The following is an 18,154-nucleotide window of genomic DNA, read 5'->3' as shown; positions in this document are numbered from 1 at the left end:
TTGGAGTCGTAAGCGACGGTAATAATTAAATTTTTTTTGAAATCGTGCTTGACGACTCCTCGAAAAACCCTTTTAATGCGCCCCGTTGCCCAGATAGCTCAGTCGGTAGAGCAGGGGATTGAAAATCCCCGTGTCGGCGGTTCGATTCCGTCTCTGGGCACCACTAATTACTTTCAGGTGGTGTCAAAGTCATCTGAAAACTGAAAAACCCGCCAAGCGCGGGTTTTTTATTGCCTGGAATTTGGTAGCGTCAGGTTCTGATAAAAGCGGTGACGAGGCATGCCTGCAAGCCTCGCTGCAAACGCAAGGAACCTGCCCAATGACCACCTCCGAGTGCCCATCCGCCCTTTCCCCCGCCGACTGCATTGCCGCGCCCTTTATCGAGGCCGCGGTCGATGGCTTTGTACTGGGTGGTTTCACCTGGCGCCACGGCGAGCACAAGGCCGGGCGCCCGGTGGTCATCATCAGCGCCGCCACCTCGTTGCGCTGCCGCTACTACTCGCGCTTTGCCGACTATCTGTTCGCCAATGACTTCGACGTGATCACCTACGACTATCGCGGCATCGGCGAATCGCGCCCCGCCTCCATGCGCGGGCTCGACGCGTCCTGGACCGATTGGGGCGCGCTGGATTTCGAATCGATGCTGCTGCGGGCCAGTCGCGAATTCCCCGGCCAGCCGATCGATGTCGTCGCCCACAGCTTCGGCGGCTGCGGCGCGGGGCTGGCGGCATCGGGACAACTGATCCGGCACCTGGTGACCGTCGGCGCGCAATTCGCCTACTGGCGCGACTACGCATCCGCCTCCCGCTGGAAGATGTTCGCCAAGTGGCACGTGGCGATGCCGCTGCTGACCCGCCTCTACGGCTACTTCCCGGGCAAGCGCCTCGGCTGGCTGGAAGACACCCCCGCCGGCGTGGTGGCGGACTGGAGCACCCCAACGGCGGCCTACGAGAAACGCCCCAGCGCACGAAAGCTCGCCGCCCTGCCGTTTTCCCGCGTACAGGCGAAAATCCTCGCCATCAGCCTCACAGACGATCCTTTCGGCACGATAGCGGCCATAGAGCGCCTCCTGGGTTACTTCACCAGCAGCGAACGGACCCACCTGCGAATCGCCCCTGAGGAGATTGCCGAAACCGAAGTGGGGCATTTCGCGTTCTTTCGTAGCCAGTACCAGGAAAAGCTTTGGCCGATTGCGCTGCACTGGCTGAGGAAGGGAGAGCTGATGGCGCAGACGCCAGGGCAGATCGTTGCGCGTTGAAGCGCGAGGCACCACGTCACGGGTTGAACCGGGCTCGCTATCGTCCTGGGGCCGGGAAAAAATGCGCTTTGGCATTGCGCCGGTTCACAGGGATAATTCCCCACTTACCTCTTCCCGAAAGCACCAGAGCCCATGGCATCCGAGAACAAGCAACACAAACGCGCGCAGCGGGCGAAAGCCAAGGCCAAGCAGAACCGTACCCGTCGCGCCGAGCCGGCCGAGTCGCTGCCGGTGGACGATGATCGGATCGATTTCGAATCGGTCGACCTGACCGACCTCTTCAAACGCATGCGCAACGCCGAAGCCACCAGCCAGCAGGCCATGTGCGGCGTCTTCCTGGAAGACCCGCTGCTGGAACTGGTACTGGAGCAGGAAGGCGAGGAAGGGGCGACGGATTTCATCCTGTCCGCCCTGATTGAGTATCGCCAGTGGGCCACCGAAGCCAGCGAAGAAGCCGCGCTGGCCTGGATCGAGAGCCCGGCCTTCCAGGCCGACTATGTCGCCGCCTCGCAAGCCTTGCAGAAAGCCGCCGACTAGCAATGTCGGGGTATCGGATACCCCGCATCATCGTTCACGATCATCGCTGGCAAGCCGGCTCCCACAACCTGGTGCATGACACCAATCTTGTGAGAGCCGGCTTGCCGATGCATGACACCAACCTTGTGGGAGCCGGCTTGCTGGCGATGAGGCCTTCATGACCCACGAAAGCCCCACTGACAAACCACGCCAGCCCGATCAGCTCATCACCACCCGCCCGGCTTTCTCAAGCCGCCGACGACGCGCCACCAGCAGGCCGGCCGCGACCACCAGCACGCTGAGCAAGCCCGTGGCGAGGATTTCGATGCGATGGGCCTCCTGGAACAGCATCACCGTCAGCACCACGACGATAAACCCGATCACCGCCCAGGTCAGGCCCGGGAACAGCCACATCTTGAAGTCGATCTTCTCGCCTTCCGCCATGCGCTGACGGCGCATGCGCAGTTGCGATACCGCGATCACCAGGTACACCAGCAACGCAATGGCGCCAGAGCTGGCCAGCAGGAATTCGAACACCGCCGCCGGCGCAACGTAGTTGGCGAAGACCGCCAGGAATGCCGCGGCCGTCGACAGCATCACCGCCCAGTAAGGCGTGCCGCTGGCGTTGGTACGCCTCGACACCGCCGGGGCGTCACCGCGCTTGCCCAGGGAGAAGAGCATCCGCGAAGCGGTATACAGCGCCGAGTTCAGGCAACTGGTCACCGCCACCAGCACCACCAGGTCGACGATCAGCTTGGCGTTCGGAATGCCCATGCGGTCCAGCACGATCTGGTAGGAACCGACAGCCGCCAGGGTCGGATCATTCCACGGCACCAGCGACACCACGATAAAGATCGACACCAGGTAGAACAGGCCGATCCGCCAGATCACCGAGTTGGTGGCCTTGGAGATCTGCTTGCCCGGATCTTTCGACTCGGCCGCGGCGATGGTCACGATCTCGGTCCCCATGAACGAGAACATGGTGGTCAGCATCGCCGCCAGCACCGCGCCCATGCCGTTCGGCATGAAGCCCACGGTATCCACCAGATGCGACACGCCGCTGACCTGGCTGGTCGGCAACAGGCCGAAGATAGCCAGCAGGCCGAGGACCACGAAGCCGATGATCGCGATCACCTTGATCAGCGCGAACCAGAACTCGAACTCGCCGTAGTTCTTCACGCTGAACAGGTTGGTCGCGGTCAGCAGCAGGGTGATGACCAGGGTAAAGGCCCAGATCGCCACACCGGGGAACCAGGCATGCAGGATGGTCGCCGCGGCGTTGGCCTCCAGCGGGATCACCAGGACCCAGAACCACCAGTACAGCCAGCCGATGGTGAAACCGGCCCAATGCCCGATGGCACGGTCTGCGTAAGTCGAGAAAGAACCGGTATCCGGCGACGCCACGGCCATTTCGGCCAGCATGCGCATCACCAGTACCACCAGCGTACCGGCCGCGGCGTATGCCAGCAGCACGGCGGGACCGGCCTCGGCAATCGCGTGCCCGGAGCCGACGAACAGCCCGGCACCGATCACCCCGGCAATCGACAACATTGTCACATGCCGGGGCTTGAGCCCTTGCTCCAGATTGTTGGAATTATGCGTACCGCTCATTGAGGACTACCTATGCAATGAAGAGCTATTCATTCCGCCCCTCGTCACTGGCAACCTTGTAAAAGGAACTCAACGGGGGCGTATTTTATTTTTTACGCAAGATTTGCGCCAAAATGTTACAAGCTCCCGGCTGCCGGGGCCCACACATCCGACCGAAGGGAAATCGCAAGTCATTGAGATTAATGGCAATTCGCCAGAGCGTTACCGAGCCACCCAGATCAGCCCTCACCTGAATGCACCGGAAACAGGCAAAAACAATCGTTACGCCCCTTTTAAGGGCGAGCCAATGCCCGTAGAGCCGGTTTACCCTTCCAACCCTCGGCCAAAGCTGGCAACATCGCGCCCTTTTTGACGCGACTGCCGCGCTGAAGACAGGTCAAACGGGTGTTCGGTTGTTGATGGGGCGACAGTCAGCTGTGCCGATGCGACAACCTGCCACGGCACCGCCCTCTCCCGTCCGAACCCTATGCTAGCTTGGCGCTCGCCAGGAAGGCCGCCAACAGCAGGAGCGCAACAGAACAATGAGGAACGCACATGGCTGAGGCCACGCCCGCGCTTGAAATCCGCAACTTGCACAAACGCTACGGTGAGCTGGAGGTACTCAAGGGTATCTCGCTGACTGCCCGCGACGGTGATGTGATCTCGATCCTCGGTTCCTCCGGTTCCGGCAAGTCCACGTTCCTTCGTTGCATCAACCTGCTGGAAAACCCGCACCAGGGCCAGATCCTGGTCAACGGTGAAGAACTCAAGCTCAAGGCCGCGAAAAACGGCGAACTGGTGGCCGCCGACGGCCGGCAGATCAACCGCCTGCGCAGCGAAATCGGCTTCGTGTTCCAGAACTTCAACCTCTGGCCGCACATGAGCATCCTCGACAACATCATCGAGGCCCCGCGCCGCGTCCTCGGCCAGAGCAAGCGCGAGGCCATCGAAGTCGCCGAGGCCCTGCTGGCCAAGGTCGGCATCGCCGACAAGCGCCACGCCTACCCCGCCCAGCTTTCCGGTGGTCAGCAACAACGCGCGGCCATCGCCCGCACGCTGGCCATGCAACCCAAGGTCATCCTGTTCGACGAGCCGACCTCGGCCCTCGACCCCGAGATGGTCCAGGAAGTCCTCAACGTGATCCGCGCCCTGGCCGAAGAAGGCCGTACCATGCTGCTGGTCACCCATGAAATGGGCTTCGCCCGCCAGGTCTCCAGTGAAGTGGTATTCCTGCACCAGGGCCTGGTCGAAGAGCAAGGAACGCCACAGCAGGTTTTCGAGAACCCGCTTTCGGCACGCTGCAAACAATTCATGTCCAGCAACCGCTAACGGAGCAACCCGAATGCAGACCTACAAGAAAATCCTCCTGGCCGCTGCCGTCTCCATGGCCTTCAGCGCCAGTGCCTTCGCCGAGACCCTGAAAATGGGCATCGAGGCCGCTTACCCGCCGTTCAACAACAAGGACGCCAGCGGCCAGGTCGTGGGCTTCGACAAGGACATCGGCGACGCCCTGTGCGCCAAGATGAAAGTCGAATGCACCGTCGTGACCTCGGACTGGGACGGCATCATTCCGGCCCTGAACACCAATAAGTTCGACTTCCTGATCTCCTCGATGTCGATCACCGCCGATCGCAAGAACGCCGTGGACTTCACCGACCCGTACTATTCCAACAAGCTGCAATTCATCGCCCCGAAAAACGTCGACTTCAAGACCGACAAGGCCTCGCTCAAAGGCAAAGTGATCGGCGCCCAACGTGCGACCCTGGCCGGCACCTTCCTGGAAGACCACTTCGGTGACGACATCAGCATCAAGCTGTACGACACCCAGGAAAACGCCTATCTCGACCTGCAGGCCGGTCGCCTGGACGGCATCCTCGCCGACAAGTACGTCAACTACGAATGGCTGAAAAGCGACGCCGGCAAGGCTTATGAATTCAAGGGCGACCCGGTGGAAGAAAGCGACAAGATCGGTATCGCCGTACGCAAGAAAGACCCGCTGCGCGAGAAGCTGAACGCCGCGCTGAAGGAAATCATCGCCGACGGCACCTACAAGAAGATCAACGACAAGTACTTCCCGTTCAGCATCCTCTGACCTGCCCCGATGGCCGGCACCTCGACGCAAGGTGCCGGTCGTCCCCAAGCAAAGCCTGCCTTGCCCATGAATATTGATCTCTTCGGATTCGGCCCGGCGCTTGCCGCCGGCGCGCTGATGACCGTCAAGCTTGCGCTCTGTGCCCTGTGTCTGGGACTGGTGCTCGGGCTGCTCGGTGCATTGGCCAAGACTTCACCGTACAAACCGCTGCAATGGCTGGGGGGCACTTATTCGACCCTGGTCCGTGGCGTGCCGGAACTGCTCTGGGTGCTGCTGATGTACTACGGCACCGTCGGACTGATGAGCGCCCTGGGCAATGTCTTCGGCAACCCCGAACTGGCCCTGAACCCGTTCGCCGCCGGAGTCATCGCCCTGGGGTTGTGCTTTGGCGCCTACGCCACGGAAGTGTTTCGTGGCGCGATCCTGGCGATCCCCAAGGGGCACCGCGAGGCGGGAGTCGCGCTGGGCATGTCCAAGGCGCGGATCTTCAGCCGGCTGATCCTGCCGCAGATGTGGCGTATCGCCCTGCCGGGGCTGGGCAACCTGTTCATGATCCTGATGAAGGACACCGCGCTGGTCTCGGTCATCAGCCTGGAAGAAATCATGCGCCAGGCGCAGAACGCCGTGCAGTTCACCAGACTGCCCTTCACCTTCTACCTGGTGGCGGCCTTCATGTACCTGGGCCTGACCATCCTCGCCATGATCGGCATGCACTTCCTGGAAAAACGTGCCGCGCGCGGTTTTGTGAGGACCACATAATGGAATGGGAAGTCATCATCAAATGGCTGCCGAAGTTTTTCCAGGGGGCGCTGCTGACCCTGGAACTGGTGGGCATCGCCGTGGTGCTGGGATTGATCCTGGCCGTGCCACTGGGCATCGCCCGGGCCTCCAGACTGTGGTTCGTGCGGGCGCTGCCCTACGGCTACATCTTCTTCTTCCGTGGCACGCCGCTGCTGGTCCAGCTGTTCCTGGTGTATTACGGCCTGGCACAGTTCGACTCGATCCGCACCAGCTTCATGTGGCCCTACCTGCGCGATCCGTTCTGGTGCGCGGCGGCGACCATGACCCTGCATACCACCGCCTATATCGCCGAAATCCTCCGCGGGGCCATCCAGGCCATCCCGCCGGGCGAGATCGAAGCGGCCAGGGCGCTGGGCATGTCGCGGCCCAAGGCACTGTTCTACATCATGCTGCCGCGCGCGGCGCGGATCGGCCTGCCGGCCTACAGCAACGAAGTGATCCTGATGCTCAAGGCCAGTTCCCTGGCGAGTACCGTGACCCTGCTGGAACTGACCGGCATGACCCGGACCATTATTGCGCGCAACTACCTCACGGTGGACATGTTCTTCACTGCCGGGGTGTTCTACCTGGTGATCTCCTTCCTGCTGGTGCAGGCATTCAAGCAGCTGGAACGCTGGATGCGGGTCGACGCCTGCCAGGGGCGCTAGGGATGTTTGCACAGGGGACTTAAAATCCCCTGCCACCCCATAGCCTCAACGCGATCCCCCATAGGAGCCGGCTTGCTGGCGATGGCGATGTAAGATTCACCACCGCCATCGCCAGCAAGCCGGCGCCTACAGGTCCCACGGTTGCTTTAAATTGGCTTTCACCCGCGAAGACGCCAACCCGGAGCCCGCGACATGCCCCTGATCCTCCAAGGCCCCGACCTGCATACCCGCTTCAAGGCCCTGGATACATTTCTCTCGGCGCATCAGCACCTCTGGCGCCCACGGCCCTTCACCCACCTGTACCTGCCGTGGGAAAACCAGCATCCGCAACTCGCCACCTGGCTACGCCAGCGCAGCCTCGACGACGCCGAAACCAGCCACAACCATCCGGAGCAGCTTGCCGCCCCGGCGCCGTTTCCGGCCTTGGCAGCCGAATCCGGCGCACTGGCCGCTGTCGGCACCCTCCACGCCAGCGCCCTGCCGCCCGCCAATCACCGCCTGAACGTCGATGTCCCCGGCCGCAAATGGCAGCAAATCGAAGCCTTCGCCGGCCGCCTCGACTTCGCCCGTTCGCCCGAGCACTGGCTCGACTGGTGCTCCGGCAAGGGCCATCTCGGCCGCCGCCTGCTGCAACCCGGCCAGCAACTGACCTGCCTGGAATACGATCCGGCCCTGGTCGCCAGCGGCGAGCAATTGAGCCGGCATCATCACCTGCCCGCCCGGCACGTCCAGCAAGACGTCATGGCGGCGGATGCCGGTTCACGCCTGAACGCCGGGCACACGCCGGTGGCCCTGCACGCCTGCGGCGACCTGCATGTACGCCTGATGCAGCTCGCCAGCCGCGCCGGCTGTCGGCAACTGGCGATCGCTCCGTGCTGCTACAACCGCATCGGCAGTGACCACTACCAGGCCCTGTCCGTCGCCGCCCAGGCCTCGGCACTGCACCTGTCGCTGGACGACCTGGCCCTGCCCCTGAGCGAAACCGTGACCGCCGGTGCCCGGGTGCGGCGCCAGCGCGACACCTCCATGGCCCGCCGCCTGGCCTTCGACCTGTTGCAACGCCGACTGCGCCAGAGCGACGACTACCTGCCGACCCCCTCGCTGCCCAGCGCCTGGCTCGACAAGCCGTTCGCCGACTATTGCCGCGACCTGGCCGCGCTCAAGGAGTTATCCACAGTGGGGGATCAGGACTGGACACAGCTGGAAGCAGCAGGCTGGCAACGACTGGCCGAGGTCCGCAACCTGGAACTGCTGCGCGGCCTGTTCCGCCGTCCACTGGAACTCTGGCTGGTGCTCGACCGTGCGCTGTTCCTCGAAGAACAGGGTTACCGCGTTCGCCTCGGCCAGTTCTGCGAAAGCCCGCTGACGCCGCGCAACCTGATGCTCCTGGCGGAACGCAGCTAACTGTCACATTGCCATGTCCAGCCTGTGGATAACTCTGTTGATGCTTTTGCTAGACAACCGCGAAAAACAAAGCCTGTAGCGTCAAAGCCTGCCTGGTCATTTTTTGTTCATAAAATAAAGCACCGAAAAAACAGGGAGTTGCACCGTGATGAGAACGAGTCCACAAATTCGCTTTCCCGGCCCGCCAGCGACCAACCACTTGTGCATAAGCGCTCTAGCCAATGGACATAACGCAGTGTTTTCCCCGGCCCTGAAGGCCCCGGACCGCCTTGCCATAGAGGCTGACATTCAGCAACAGGGCACGGCTCATGTCGCCGGCCCCAACCGCAGGTCCTGGACGAAGTGCATGCCCTTGGCCAGCATTCCCTGGCGGAAATAGAAGCGTTGCGCCAAGGGCATATGCAGGCCGGTGTCGAGCACCAGGTAGCGATAACCCAGGGCCCGGGTATGACGACGCACCTCCTCCAGCAACGCGGCCCCCAGCTCGCGACGCTGCTGCGCGGCCGTCACCACCAGGTCATCGACATAAATGAAGCGTCCATACAGGGTGTTCTCCGTCACCCGGAACCCCGCCAGGCCGATCACCTGCCCGCGCTCACGCAAAGCCAGCAAGCGGTAGCCCTGCTCACCCTGACGGAAGACCTGCTCGACAAAGAACTGCTCGTCGGTCAGATGCGGACGCAGTTCGCGCATCACCGCAAAACACTCGCGGCACGCGGCTTCGGTTTCGATCAGGGTATAGACGAGGTTATTGTCCACGACACGCCTCCTCATGCTCGCGCACACCCGGCGGCACCAGGCGAAAACCGACACCGACCCGGTTCAGGGCATTCATCAGGCCGATGGCCAGGGTCAGGTCGGCCAGTTCCTTGTCAGCGAAGACCGCTGCCACGGCCTTGTAGTCCTCGTCCGGAATCTGCGTCTGATGCACCAGGGTGACGGTCTCGGCCCAGGCCAGGGCGGCACGTTCACGGACATCGAACAGCGCTTCGGCTTCGCGCCAGACGGGCACCAGCTGTACCTTGTCCTGGCTCACACCGAGCTTGATCAGGTCGCGGGAGTGCTGGTTGATGCAGTAGGCGCAGCCGTTGATCTGCGACACCCGCAGGTACACCAGGTCGATCAGCTCCGGCGCCAGCCCGCAGCCCTGCACATAGCTCTTTACGCCGCCCAGCGCTTTGTAGCCCTGGGGCGCGGCATCGAAATAGTTGAGACGTTGGGTCATGCCCGGTTCTCCCATGAGGTCGGTGAAGTAACGGCCTCCAGTCTGCTGCCCACGCCAACCGCTCGACAGGGCCAAGATCGAGCAAGCCGCTTGAGACATGACCCTGCTGAATCCGGCGCCCCATGGGTTTAAACTCGACCGTCCCGCATGACCACGGAAACTGCCATGCCCATTGCCAGCCCAGCCGCCGAACCGGGCCTGCCCAAATACCTGGTGGTCTATCGACGTATTCGCGGCGCTATCGACGATGGTCAACTGCGCCCCGGCAACCGCGTGCCCTCGGTCCGTGCCCTGGCAACCGAACTGAACCTGGCACGGGGCACCGTCGAAGCGGCCTATGAACTGCTGATCAGCGAGGGCTACCTGACGGCACGCGGCCAGGCCGGGACCATCATCGCCCTCGATCTGCCCGTCGCCGCGGCCCCCGCCAGCCCACTGGAAGACAGCGCGCCAACCCCACAGGATCAACCGTTGCCCCTGCAACTGGGCATGCCGGCGCTGGATGCCTTTCCGCGCAAACTCTGGGCGCGGCTCATCACCCAGCGCGCCCGGCAAACCGATATCGCCAGCCTGGGCTTCAGCGATCCACGCGGCCATGCGCCCCTGCGCTCGGCCATCGCCACGTACCTGGGGCTGTACCGGGGCGTGCAGTGCACACCGGACCAGGTATTTATCTGCACCGGCTACAACGCCGTGCTCGAACTGATCTGCGAAAGCCTGGAAATGGCCGGCCAGACCTGCTGGTTCGAAGAACCCGGCTACCTGCATGCGCGCCAGATCCTGCTCAATCGCGGGGTACAGCTGCTGCCGGTGCCGGTGGACAGCGATGGCCTGCAGGTGGAACACGCCATCAGCCTGACCCCCACGGCCCGGCTCGCCGTGGTAACACCGGCGCACCAGAGCCCGCTGGGCGTGGCCCTGAGCCCGCAACGGCGGCGGGCGCTGCTCGACTGGGCACAGCGGCACTCAAGCTGGGTCCTGGAAGACGACTACGACAGCGAGTTCCGCTACCGCGGCCGACCACTGCCGGCCCTCAAGAGCCAGGACCTGCATGACCGCGTGCTGTATGCCGGGACCTTCAGCAAGATGCTGTTTCCTGGGCTGCGACTGGCATACCTGGTGGTGCCGCGAGGACAGGTCGAACCCTTTGAACGTGTCACCCGCCTGCTGCGCAACCGCTGCCCGGAACTGTTGCAGGCGACCGTCAGCGACTTCCTGAGCCAGGGCCACTTCACCCGCCACCTGAAGAAAATGCGCCAGCTATACAGCGCGCGCCGGACCTTGCTGGTCGACGCCCTGGAAGATGTATGCGACGGCATCCTGAAGGTCGACCCCCAGGCTGGCGGCATCAACCTGCTGGTGCGCCTGCTGATCGATGTACCGGACACCCGCATCGCCGACCAGGCACGAGCGGCGGGATTGGCCATCGAGCCACTGTCGCGCTGGCAGTTGATCGCCGGGGAAGAAGGTGGTTTGTTGATGGGTTTTACCAACGTGATATCGGCCGAACAGGCGACGGCAACGGCGCGCCGACTGCTGGCGGTGATCGATGCGACACGCTCGCCCCATGGGGACGAAGCCCGGGGTTGCCGACAGGAGCCGTGAGAGAGAATGCCGGCCCGGCAAAAATAGTCAGATATCAGGGGTTTACAGAACCCCGCCAATCGCTATAATCGTCGCCCTGACACGCCGGTATAGCTCAGTTGGTAGAGCAACTGACTTGTAATCAGTAGGTCCCGGGTTCGACTCCTGGTGCCGGCACCATACAAAACGAAGCCCTCGCAGAAATGTGAGGGCTTTGTTGTTTCTGCACCCGCAATAGACACGTAACAAGGCTTGTTATCAGGCAGTCACAAACAACTGTATATAGATACAGTTTTATCCTTGCGTTTAGCCTATAGCTATCTATGATGGGACCCGGAATTGCTGTGCCATACTAGCCTCCGAAGGAGCTGTATTGGCTGGATCTGCGAGGGGCCGGAGCGTTCCGGTAGCCAGGTTGCCGAGGTCGCTGAAGGAGGGAAAACGTGTTCAATGCAAAGTCGATAGCTAATTACTTTCTCGAACTGGCCGCTGCCAGAGGCGAGTCCATTAGCCCCATGAAACTGCAGAAACTCGTTTATTACGCCCATGGCTGGTATGCCGGCTACACCGACCAACCGCTGATCAACGAAGCAGTCGAAGCCTGGCAGTACGGCCCCGTAATTCCCTCGCTGTATCACGAATTCAAGCGCTTCGGCTCAGGCGAGATCGCGGGCAAGGCATTCGAGTATGACGCCCTGGGCGTCAGAGAAGCGGCCGTTCCAGCCGATCCTGAGATTCGGACCTTCCTGCAAAACGTCTATAACAGTTATGGTCGTTACTCCGGCATTCGACTCTCCGAAATGACCCATGCCTCTGGCACTCCCTGGGATATGACCTGGTCTGCGGCAAAAGGGGTACGTGGTGTAGACATTCCGTTCCCGATGATCGCAGCTCACTTCAAGGAGGCGACCCAGAAAGCTCAGAATGGTCAGGCGGCGGTCCAGGCCTGATGAACCAGACCAAAAGCCTGGGCTCACTGCCTATTGATCCTGCCGCTGAAGCCGCTACACCGGTGCTCAACGGCTCAGGCAACGATGAAAATGCATTTTTCGCCAACGGCCAACAGCATTTTCGCCTGCAACACAATCAACAGAACCTCGGTTGGCTGGGTAAATTCTGGGGAGCGACTGACCGCGCAGCCCCCACCAACATTGCCGGTTTCGTGATTGCCATTTCGGCCCTTCTCATCGTTGGCAGCTTCTTCATGCAAGAATCTCCCGAGCTCAATGAAGCCAGAAAATGGCTGTATGGACTTACAACATCAGCCCTCGGCTTCGTGTTCGGCTCCGCCACCAAGAAGTGATCGCCACGCAGTGCCCTCGACTCAACACTGCGACCTGCTTCCAGGAACATCGTGCGCGCCTTGAGAATGGTCGATTTCCGCTGCTGAACTGAATCGGTGCCTTTTTCCGCCGACAGTGCCTGCACCAAGCGATCAATGTACGAAGCTGCTGCAGCCCAACTTGTGCAAGGCTGTGCGGCATTCCCCTCATGACAAGCGGCGTCACAAACTCCAATACCACCAGCAACAGCGATGCAGATGATGGTGCCGCAGACCAGGGAATGGACTGTACCTGACTGACAGTCAGGCATGCACCGGTCACCGCATTGCTGCTTTCACCCGGCTCAGGATCTCGCGGCGCCGGTTTCGTTAGCCTGTGCAACCTCCAGCCGCCCATCGGTAACGGTGCTCAGGGGGCCAGATCATGAGATGCCCTTGCTCCCGGACGTAAGGAGCCGCCAGTCCCGCGTAGAGGACATCCCCACAGGTAGCAGGGGCCTTGATCCCTGATAACACTCAACATTCTTGGCGGGATGACGTGGGAAAAATCGAAGATTTGAGTAGGTGAGATAGCGCTCGAAGAATCTCCTGAGGCGATCGATCCCGCCCGGAGGGGCACAACGCGTACGTCTGGACAGTATTCCGCTGAATGCATCCATAGGCGTAGGAGCGAACGCGAACGATCAACTAGCGATACGCATGCGTAAAATCATGCAAAAAAATTTCACTTTCACCGCTTGTCGCTTGGGCTTACGGTACTATTCTAATCTCCGAATGGAGGTTCAAATTGACGGTCGGTATCTGTAGAATCCCGGCCTATTTTCGACCAGCCAACGACTAGGGGAAGCAGCCGTGATGAAGAGAACTGAGGGAGCGGATGCGCAGAAGCAAGCAAAGCTTGCGCAAGGCAGCTCGGATAAGACCTCGAACGTGATCGGTTTTGCCCAGTATAAGGAACGACAGGTCGTCGATGAATATCGAAAAGCGCTTCAGCTTGTCGTGGCTAACGCCCAGAAGGCTGACTGGTAACTAGAAAACCTCAACGCTTCAGGGATTTGAAGATGTCAGCAGCGGTTTCGAAGGAACGACTGGGTACACCTGGTGATACAAAATCGTCTTCAATCACTATTCGACAGCGTATTGAGGGCAGACGCGTTGATGAAATCATCATCGCTTTTTGTGGACCCGTCGGATGCAATCTTGCAGACGTCATTCGTTCCACGCGTGCACAGTTTGAAGAATATGGATATGTAACTGAACACATTAAAGTCAGCGACATAATCCGTAAACACTTCAAAGCGTACGGACTCCCACCAGAGTTTTCAGAATCTCCTCTAGATGTTTTGTCTGGAATGAAGCGTTACACAACGCTTCAAGATTTAGGAAATGAACTCAGAAAAAAGTACGACCCTCCAATTCTTGCTGCTCTGGCAATGCAAGAAATTGCTGTGCACCGTACAATTTCCAAAGGAGCAGAAGCCAAGGCCCCTAAGACGGTTTATATTATCGATCAGCTTAAACACCCTGAAGAGGTCGAGCTATTCAAACTAGTCTACGGCGAAATTTTTTACCTGATTGGCGTCCTTAGCCCCGAAAAAATTCGCTTCAATTATCTTACACGCACGGAGCGGATATCAAAACATGATGCACAGTATTTGATAGAGCGTGATCGAAATGAATTGAATGCAAGCCATGGACAAAAACTAGAAAAGACTCTTCAGAGAGCTGATTACTTCATACGCAACAATCAGGATTCTGTTTCTAATCTCGCAGCCCCTTGCCAACGTTTTGCAGCCCTTGTGCATGGAAAAAATGGCATCACTCCTACTACAGATGAGTCGGGAATGTATGCCGCTTACTCGGCCTCATTGAAGTCTGCTTGCCTAAGCAGGCAGGTCGGGGCGGCAATCGTTAATAAAGAAGGTAATGTAATATCTTTGGGCTGGAACGACGTACCAAAATTTGGTGGTGGCTTATATACGTCTGACATAGCTAACGATCAAAGATGCATATACCACGGCGCGAAATGTTACAACGACATACACAAAACTCACCTTATTGATGACATTGTAAGCATCATCAGCGCAAAAGTTGAAGTCACGCAAGAAACCAAGAACGAATTAGCTAGACTCATCCAAAAAGAGACAAGAGCCGGATCTATTATCGAATTCTCTCGCGCAATTCACGCAGAGATGGAAGCGATATTGGGGCTGGCGCGATCACAAGGTAACTCCACAGACTCTTGCGTTCTTTATACTACAACATTCCCTTGCCACAATTGTGCGCGACACATTATTGCAGCTGGAATCAAGCGAGTAGTATATATCGAGCCATATGAAAAAAGCTTAGCTCTCGACCTGCATGAAGATGCTATCACCACAGATTCCGGCACGCTTGGAAAAACTCTATTTGAGACTTTCGCTGGTGTTTCACCTAGCAAATATGCAGCCTTCTTCATGTCCAAAGGCGACAAAAAGAATCAGTTAGGCCAAGCAATAGATATCATAAAAACAGACGCTCGCCATATTGGAGTTCAGTATTTAGACCCCTATGAGACCATTGAAAGCAAGGTTGTTCAGGACTTGCAATCTAAAGTTGGCGATTTGACCGCCCCACCTCTAGCAAGTGGTCAACAGAGACCATTACCTCCGGTCGCGCCAGCTAATGATCCTGATCCAACTCCAGGCCCGGGTGCTGCTTAAAATCGTAGGATTCGAAACTAAGCGTAGTACGTGTATCACACTGCGCAAAATCTCTCTGCTTGATGCTCGCGAAATATAGCAGGCAAAGCCTATCTTATCTAAGGCTTAACTAGAGCCAGCGGTGCTATCGGTACCCTGAGCATGAATTTCTCGCGGATGAAGTCGTCAGTCAAGCCAGATCCTTTAAGAACACCCCGCCAAGAGGCATAATCCAGAAGATCGATGGCCTTTTGAACTAGGCTGGGGTACTCCCTCTCAATCTGGTCATCCAACTCTTCGCGTCGTGTATATCCATTTCTATTTAGGTACGTAAAACCCGATTTCGCTTGGGAATCCGTAATCAGCTGTAGTGTCTCTGCGCGATAAATCAACGCCTTGAAACTGACCCTCCAACGCAGCTTTAGCTCTTTCAATGCAGCCCAGTTGAGATATTGGCCACGCATTTGAGGAAACTCGCCGGCAAAACTGGAGCGTGGCATTAACAAAGCGCTTGCGAACTGGTTCGCCTGATCTTCAGTTAGTCGGCAGCCCGTTTCTATTCCTTGATGCATAACCAGATGGCCAAGTTCATGCGCGAGGTCAAACCGAAGCCGGCAAGGGCTCTCCTTCGCAATGTTGCGAACAACAGGGCGCTTATTGTAAAGCGAAAACGCGTCTACGCGGTCATCAGCATCGGAGAGATTTGAGGGAAAAAGGGGACGGAAAAAGGGGAAAAAGGGGACGGGAAAAAGGGGGCGGATTTATTTTTAGGAAAATAAATCCGTCCCCTTTTTCGTCCTTTTCCCCCACCCCAAGCTCAAACGGCTTGAACTTCACTACCCCTTCCCCCTGCCAATCGTTAACCTGCGCAAGTCGAGCCGGCACCGTCTCCAGCTCGTTAAGCGCCCATACCTGGGCGACGTCGCGGGGCGACGAACACGCGCCGGGTGCAGAATGAGCGCGACTAGGCAGAGGGTATCAAGAAATGAACAGCCCGTTTATGTATGAGCGAAACGAGAATATCGAAAGCGAGTTCGAGATATTGATCCGGCTAATGTCGGACATGATTACCGCGCAGGCGATGGCCAACAGTCCGGCCAATCCGCCAGATTGGTCAGTTCACTTACATGTGCTGTCGATGAAGATGTTCAAACACCTATGCTCCGTGCGAACGCTTCTAGAGGCCTGCCCTTTTGGTACACAGACACTCCCGCGCTTTGGCTACATTGATCACTCATCGGTTGCAGCCCTGACTCGAACTGCTATCGAAAATTACCTAGTGATGTATTGGCTACACAGTGAGGATGACCAAGCACTTCGAGAGTTTCGGCATATGGTCTGGATGTACTCCGGATGGAAGAAAAGGTCGAAGCTCATTCCCACAATCGACGAAGTATTACAGAGCCATCGGGAGGCTATAGAACTCGTCACGGAACACTGGGCCTGGATCGAAGCCTCGCCTTTCTACGCACTTTATTCCAAAGGAGAGCAGACCAAGCTACGAAAAGGCGACTGGAGTGCGGGAACCAACTGGAATGAGTTGGCGGTGAAAGCAGGGTTCCATCGAGTCTACTTCACCTCAATCTACCCTTATCTCAGTGGGTATACGCACACCGACTTCATAAGCTGCTTACAAATCGGATCAGCGATTAGTCTGCAAGCTCACTACGATCTGGGCATCGCCACGCTCCAAATGTGCATAGTTATGATCGGGCACTTCGCCCACTTCTACGCAGGTCTGTTTCCCGCGGCCAAGGCAGTGTTCGATCAATCCGGCGAGGCAATCGAACTGGCGACGAAATGGCACATCAGGGCTGAAACCATGGCCCATATTTATGACCATCTAGATCTTCAAGAGCCTAAACTTGACCCGGGAGCTCATAAGGCCGGAAGCGAATAACCTCCTCCCCCAGCCAATCATTGATCTGCGCCAGTCGAGCCTGAACCGGCTCCAGCTCGTTGAGCGCCCACACCTGGGCGGCATCGCGGATCGACCCGAACCCGCCCGCGTTCTGCGGCACGATACCCATGAGCTGGGGCGGGATGCGCAGCGCCGCTAGCAGGTCATCGCGGCTGATGTTCTTGATCGAGGCGAAGTTGTCCTTGGCCGCCACCTCGCTGATCGGGATCAACTGCATACCATCCTTCTTGCCGCCCGGGGCGTACATGAATAGGTTGCGGAAGTTGCCAGGCCCCTTGCTGCTCTTCATCGCGTCGCGCAGGTCAGTGACGAAATCCTCGTTCTGTGCCGCGTCGGTCATGTACAGGATGAACCCCGCGTGCGAGCCGTTCTGGTAATACTTGCGGCGGAATAGCGTGGCCGACTCGTTGAGCAGGGCGCTCTGCAAAGACGCCAGCCACTCCGGCAGGCCGTAGACCTCCTGGTTGATATCGAAAAAAAGGGGACAGATTTATTTTCCTAAAAATAAATCTGTCCCCTTTTTTCGTTTGTCCCCTTTTTTCGTTTCCAGGAACATCGTGCGCGCCTTGAGAATGGTCGATTTCCGATGCTGAACTGAATCGGAGCCTTTTTCCGCCCACAGTGCCTGCACCAAGCGATCAATGTCCGACGCCGGACTGGGCTCATGTCCACCCCGAGTTGCGCCGCCCCGACCCAACTCGGGCCCTGCTTTGGCAAGAGTATCAACCTCGCTCACCCACAATGCTTCCAGTACAGTTGGTTCTGCGAGCATTACCGCCTCTCGGCTGCCAAGAAAAAGGGGACAACGCGAAAGCCTATCGAGCCAAGGTGTGGGCAAAACGCAAAACGGCTGTACCGATTGCACCGTCACGTCGAAACATCATTGTCGCCAGCCATGGCGGCCCGCTTCGCAAGTCCAGCCTCGACACAGCCTGGCAGCGGTTCATCACCCTGGCGCTTGCTGACGAAATCATCACTCCGGAACAGAGGTTCGCCCTCCATGATCTGAAACGGCGAGGGATTACTGATACCACTGATACTCGGGCGGATAAGCAAGAAGCGAGTGGGCATCGGGACCCTAAGGTGATGGATATTTATGATCAAAGTGTGCCGACCGTGTCTCCTTCGGCAGATTAAATCACGAGCAAAAAGC

The 18,154-nt window shown here is 58.7% G+C and carries 16 protein-coding genes, 2 tRNA genes and 5 pseudogenes; 17 read left to right on the top strand and 6 right to left on the bottom strand.

Translation table 11 applies throughout. The annotated features are described in order from the left end of the window. The first annotated feature begins 87 nt into the window (after nucleotides 1–87). From KI243_RS01670 to KI243_RS01660, 3 genes are all read left to right on the top strand, one after another. Nucleotides 88–163: transfer RNA gene (locus KI243_RS01670), tRNA-Phe, on the top strand. Between the two features lie 156 nt (nucleotides 164–319). After that, complete coding sequence (locus KI243_RS01665) at nucleotides 320–1,258, top strand: alpha/beta fold hydrolase (protein WP_177118541.1); 939 nt, start codon at nucleotides 320–322, stop codon at nucleotides 1,256–1,258. Nucleotides 1,259–1,390: 132 nt separating this feature from the next. Beyond that, entirely contained in the window at nucleotides 1,391–1,795 is a 405-nt protein-coding gene (locus KI243_RS01660) for a hypothetical protein (protein ID WP_017126996.1), read from the top strand. A gap of 198 nt (nucleotides 1,796–1,993) precedes the next feature. On the opposite strand, the gene gabP is transcribed toward KI243_RS01660, so the two are convergent. Continuing rightward, complete coding sequence (gene gabP / locus KI243_RS01655) at nucleotides 1,994–3,385, bottom strand: GABA permease (RefSeq protein WP_178989932.1); 1,392 nt, start codon at nucleotides 3,383–3,385, stop codon at nucleotides 1,994–1,996. Between the two features lie 534 nt (nucleotides 3,386–3,919). On the opposite strand from gabP, the gene KI243_RS01650 reads away from it, so the two are divergent. The 5 genes from KI243_RS01650 to KI243_RS01630 all read left to right on the top strand — a co-directional run bounded on the left by KI243_RS01650 (nucleotide 3,920) and on the right by KI243_RS01630 (nucleotide 8,308). Next, nucleotides 3,920–4,693 carry an ABC transporter ATP-binding protein gene (locus tag KI243_RS01650; RefSeq protein ID WP_177106402.1) on the top strand — a complete coding sequence of 258 codons (774 nt, stop codon included), beginning with the start codon at nucleotides 3,920–3,922 and terminating at the stop codon, nucleotides 4,691–4,693. 13 nt (nucleotides 4,694–4,706) lie between these two features. Continuing rightward, nucleotides 4,707–5,456, top strand: coding sequence for an ABC transporter substrate-binding protein (locus tag KI243_RS01645; protein WP_017126999.1), 750 nt, complete (start codon nucleotides 4,707–4,709; stop codon nucleotides 5,454–5,456). Between the two features lie 66 nt (nucleotides 5,457–5,522). Continuing rightward, complete coding sequence (locus tag KI243_RS01640; protein ID WP_017127000.1) at nucleotides 5,523–6,215, top strand: ABC transporter permease subunit; 693 nt, start codon at nucleotides 5,523–5,525, stop codon at nucleotides 6,213–6,215. Continuing rightward, a complete protein-coding gene (locus tag KI243_RS01635; RefSeq protein ID WP_178989933.1) occupies nucleotides 6,215–6,904 on the top strand; it encodes an ABC transporter permease in 690 nt (229 codons plus the stop codon). The genes KI243_RS01640 and KI243_RS01635 overlap by 1 nt, the downstream gene beginning before the upstream one ends. 192 nt (nucleotides 6,905–7,096) lie before the next feature. Further along, the gene (locus KI243_RS01630) at nucleotides 7,097–8,308 is read left to right on the top strand and encodes a methyltransferase (protein ID WP_212810384.1); all 1,212 of its coding nucleotides are present in this window, start codon (nucleotides 7,097–7,099) and stop codon (nucleotides 8,306–8,308) included. Between the two features lie 306 nt (nucleotides 8,309–8,614). Here the strand turns inward: KI243_RS01630 and KI243_RS01625 are convergent, their stop codons facing one another. Continuing rightward, complete coding sequence (locus KI243_RS01625) at nucleotides 8,615–9,067, bottom strand: GNAT family N-acetyltransferase (protein ID WP_177083572.1); 453 nt, start codon at nucleotides 9,065–9,067, stop codon at nucleotides 8,615–8,617. Continuing rightward, nucleotides 9,057–9,533, bottom strand: a complete 477-nt coding sequence (locus KI243_RS01620) for a carboxymuconolactone decarboxylase family protein (protein WP_177108112.1) — start codon at nucleotides 9,531–9,533, stop codon at nucleotides 9,057–9,059. The genes KI243_RS01625 and KI243_RS01620 overlap by 11 nt, the downstream gene beginning before the upstream one ends. Before the next feature lie 165 nt (nucleotides 9,534–9,698). Between KI243_RS01620 and KI243_RS01615 the strand changes: the two genes are divergently transcribed. From KI243_RS01615 to KI243_RS01590, 6 genes are all read left to right on the top strand, one after another. Continuing rightward, a complete protein-coding gene (locus KI243_RS01615; RefSeq protein WP_212810383.1) occupies nucleotides 9,699–11,138 on the top strand; it encodes a PLP-dependent aminotransferase family protein in 1,440 nt (479 codons plus the stop codon). Nucleotides 11,139–11,221: 83 nt separating this feature from the next. Beyond that, nucleotides 11,222–11,297, top strand: a tRNA-Thr gene (locus tag KI243_RS01610). Between the two features lie 263 nt (nucleotides 11,298–11,560). Then, nucleotides 11,561–12,067 carry a type II toxin-antitoxin system antitoxin SocA domain-containing protein gene (locus tag KI243_RS01605; protein ID WP_178992177.1) on the top strand — a complete coding sequence of 169 codons (507 nt, stop codon included), beginning with the start codon at nucleotides 11,561–11,563 and terminating at the stop codon, nucleotides 12,065–12,067. Further along, the gene (locus tag KI243_RS01600; RefSeq protein ID WP_177083580.1) at nucleotides 12,067–12,420 is read left to right on the top strand and encodes a hypothetical protein; all 354 of its coding nucleotides are present in this window, start codon (nucleotides 12,067–12,069) and stop codon (nucleotides 12,418–12,420) included. Before KI243_RS01605 ends, KI243_RS01600 begins: the two co-directional genes overlap by 1 nt. 834 nt (nucleotides 12,421–13,254) lie before the next feature. Beyond that, a complete protein-coding gene (locus KI243_RS01595; RefSeq protein WP_212810382.1) occupies nucleotides 13,255–13,428 on the top strand; it encodes a hypothetical protein in 174 nt (57 codons plus the stop codon). A gap of 32 nt (nucleotides 13,429–13,460) precedes the next feature. After that, nucleotides 13,461–15,101: an anti-phage dCTP deaminase gene (locus KI243_RS01590; RefSeq protein WP_212810381.1), complete on the top strand. Its 1,641-nt coding sequence runs from the start codon at nucleotides 13,461–13,463 to the stop codon at nucleotides 15,099–15,101. Between the two features lie 98 nt (nucleotides 15,102–15,199). Here KI243_RS01590 and KI243_RS01585 read toward each other — a convergent pair. Both KI243_RS01585 and KI243_RS32790 read right to left on the bottom strand, forming a co-directional pair. Next, nucleotides 15,200–15,784, bottom strand: a pseudogene (locus KI243_RS01585) (ImmA/IrrE family metallo-endopeptidase); the annotation flags it as partial. A 97-nt stretch (nucleotides 15,785–15,881) separates the two neighbouring features. After that, nucleotides 15,882–16,013 (bottom strand): annotated as a pseudogene (locus tag KI243_RS32790) (Presumed portal vertex protein); the annotation flags it as partial. Nucleotides 16,014–16,065: 52 nt separating this feature from the next. Here KI243_RS32790 and KI243_RS01580 point away from each other — a divergent pair. After that, nucleotides 16,066–16,980, top strand: coding sequence for a DUF5677 domain-containing protein (locus tag KI243_RS01580; RefSeq protein ID WP_177108108.1), 915 nt, complete (start codon nucleotides 16,066–16,068; stop codon nucleotides 16,978–16,980). On the opposite strand, the pseudogene KI243_RS01575 reads toward KI243_RS01580, so the two are convergent. Continuing rightward, a pseudogene (locus KI243_RS01575) lies at nucleotides 16,940–17,473 on the bottom strand (phage portal protein); the annotation flags it as partial. The gene KI243_RS01580 and the pseudogene KI243_RS01575 sit on opposite strands and share 41 nt — an antisense overlap. Nucleotides 17,474–17,577: 104 nt before the next feature. On the opposite strand from KI243_RS01575, the pseudogene KI243_RS01570 reads away from it, so the two are divergent. Both KI243_RS01570 and KI243_RS01565 read left to right on the top strand, forming a co-directional pair. Then, a pseudogene (locus KI243_RS01570) lies at nucleotides 17,578–17,794 on the top strand (IS21 family transposase); the annotation flags it as partial. A 2-nt stretch (nucleotides 17,795–17,796) separates the two neighbouring features. Beyond that, nucleotides 17,797–18,138: pseudogene (locus KI243_RS01565) on the top strand (integrase); the annotation flags it as partial. Between the last annotated feature and the right edge of the window lie 16 nt (nucleotides 18,139–18,154).

Origin of the sequence: Pseudomonas sp. Ost2, assembly GCF_018326065.1 — a bacterium.
In the GTDB taxonomy this organism is placed as follows: domain Bacteria; phylum Pseudomonadota; class Gammaproteobacteria; order Pseudomonadales; family Pseudomonadaceae; genus Aquipseudomonas; species Aquipseudomonas gingeri.
Note: the sequence above shows the minus strand (reverse complement) of the source record. Positions and strands in the feature narration are given on the sequence as shown.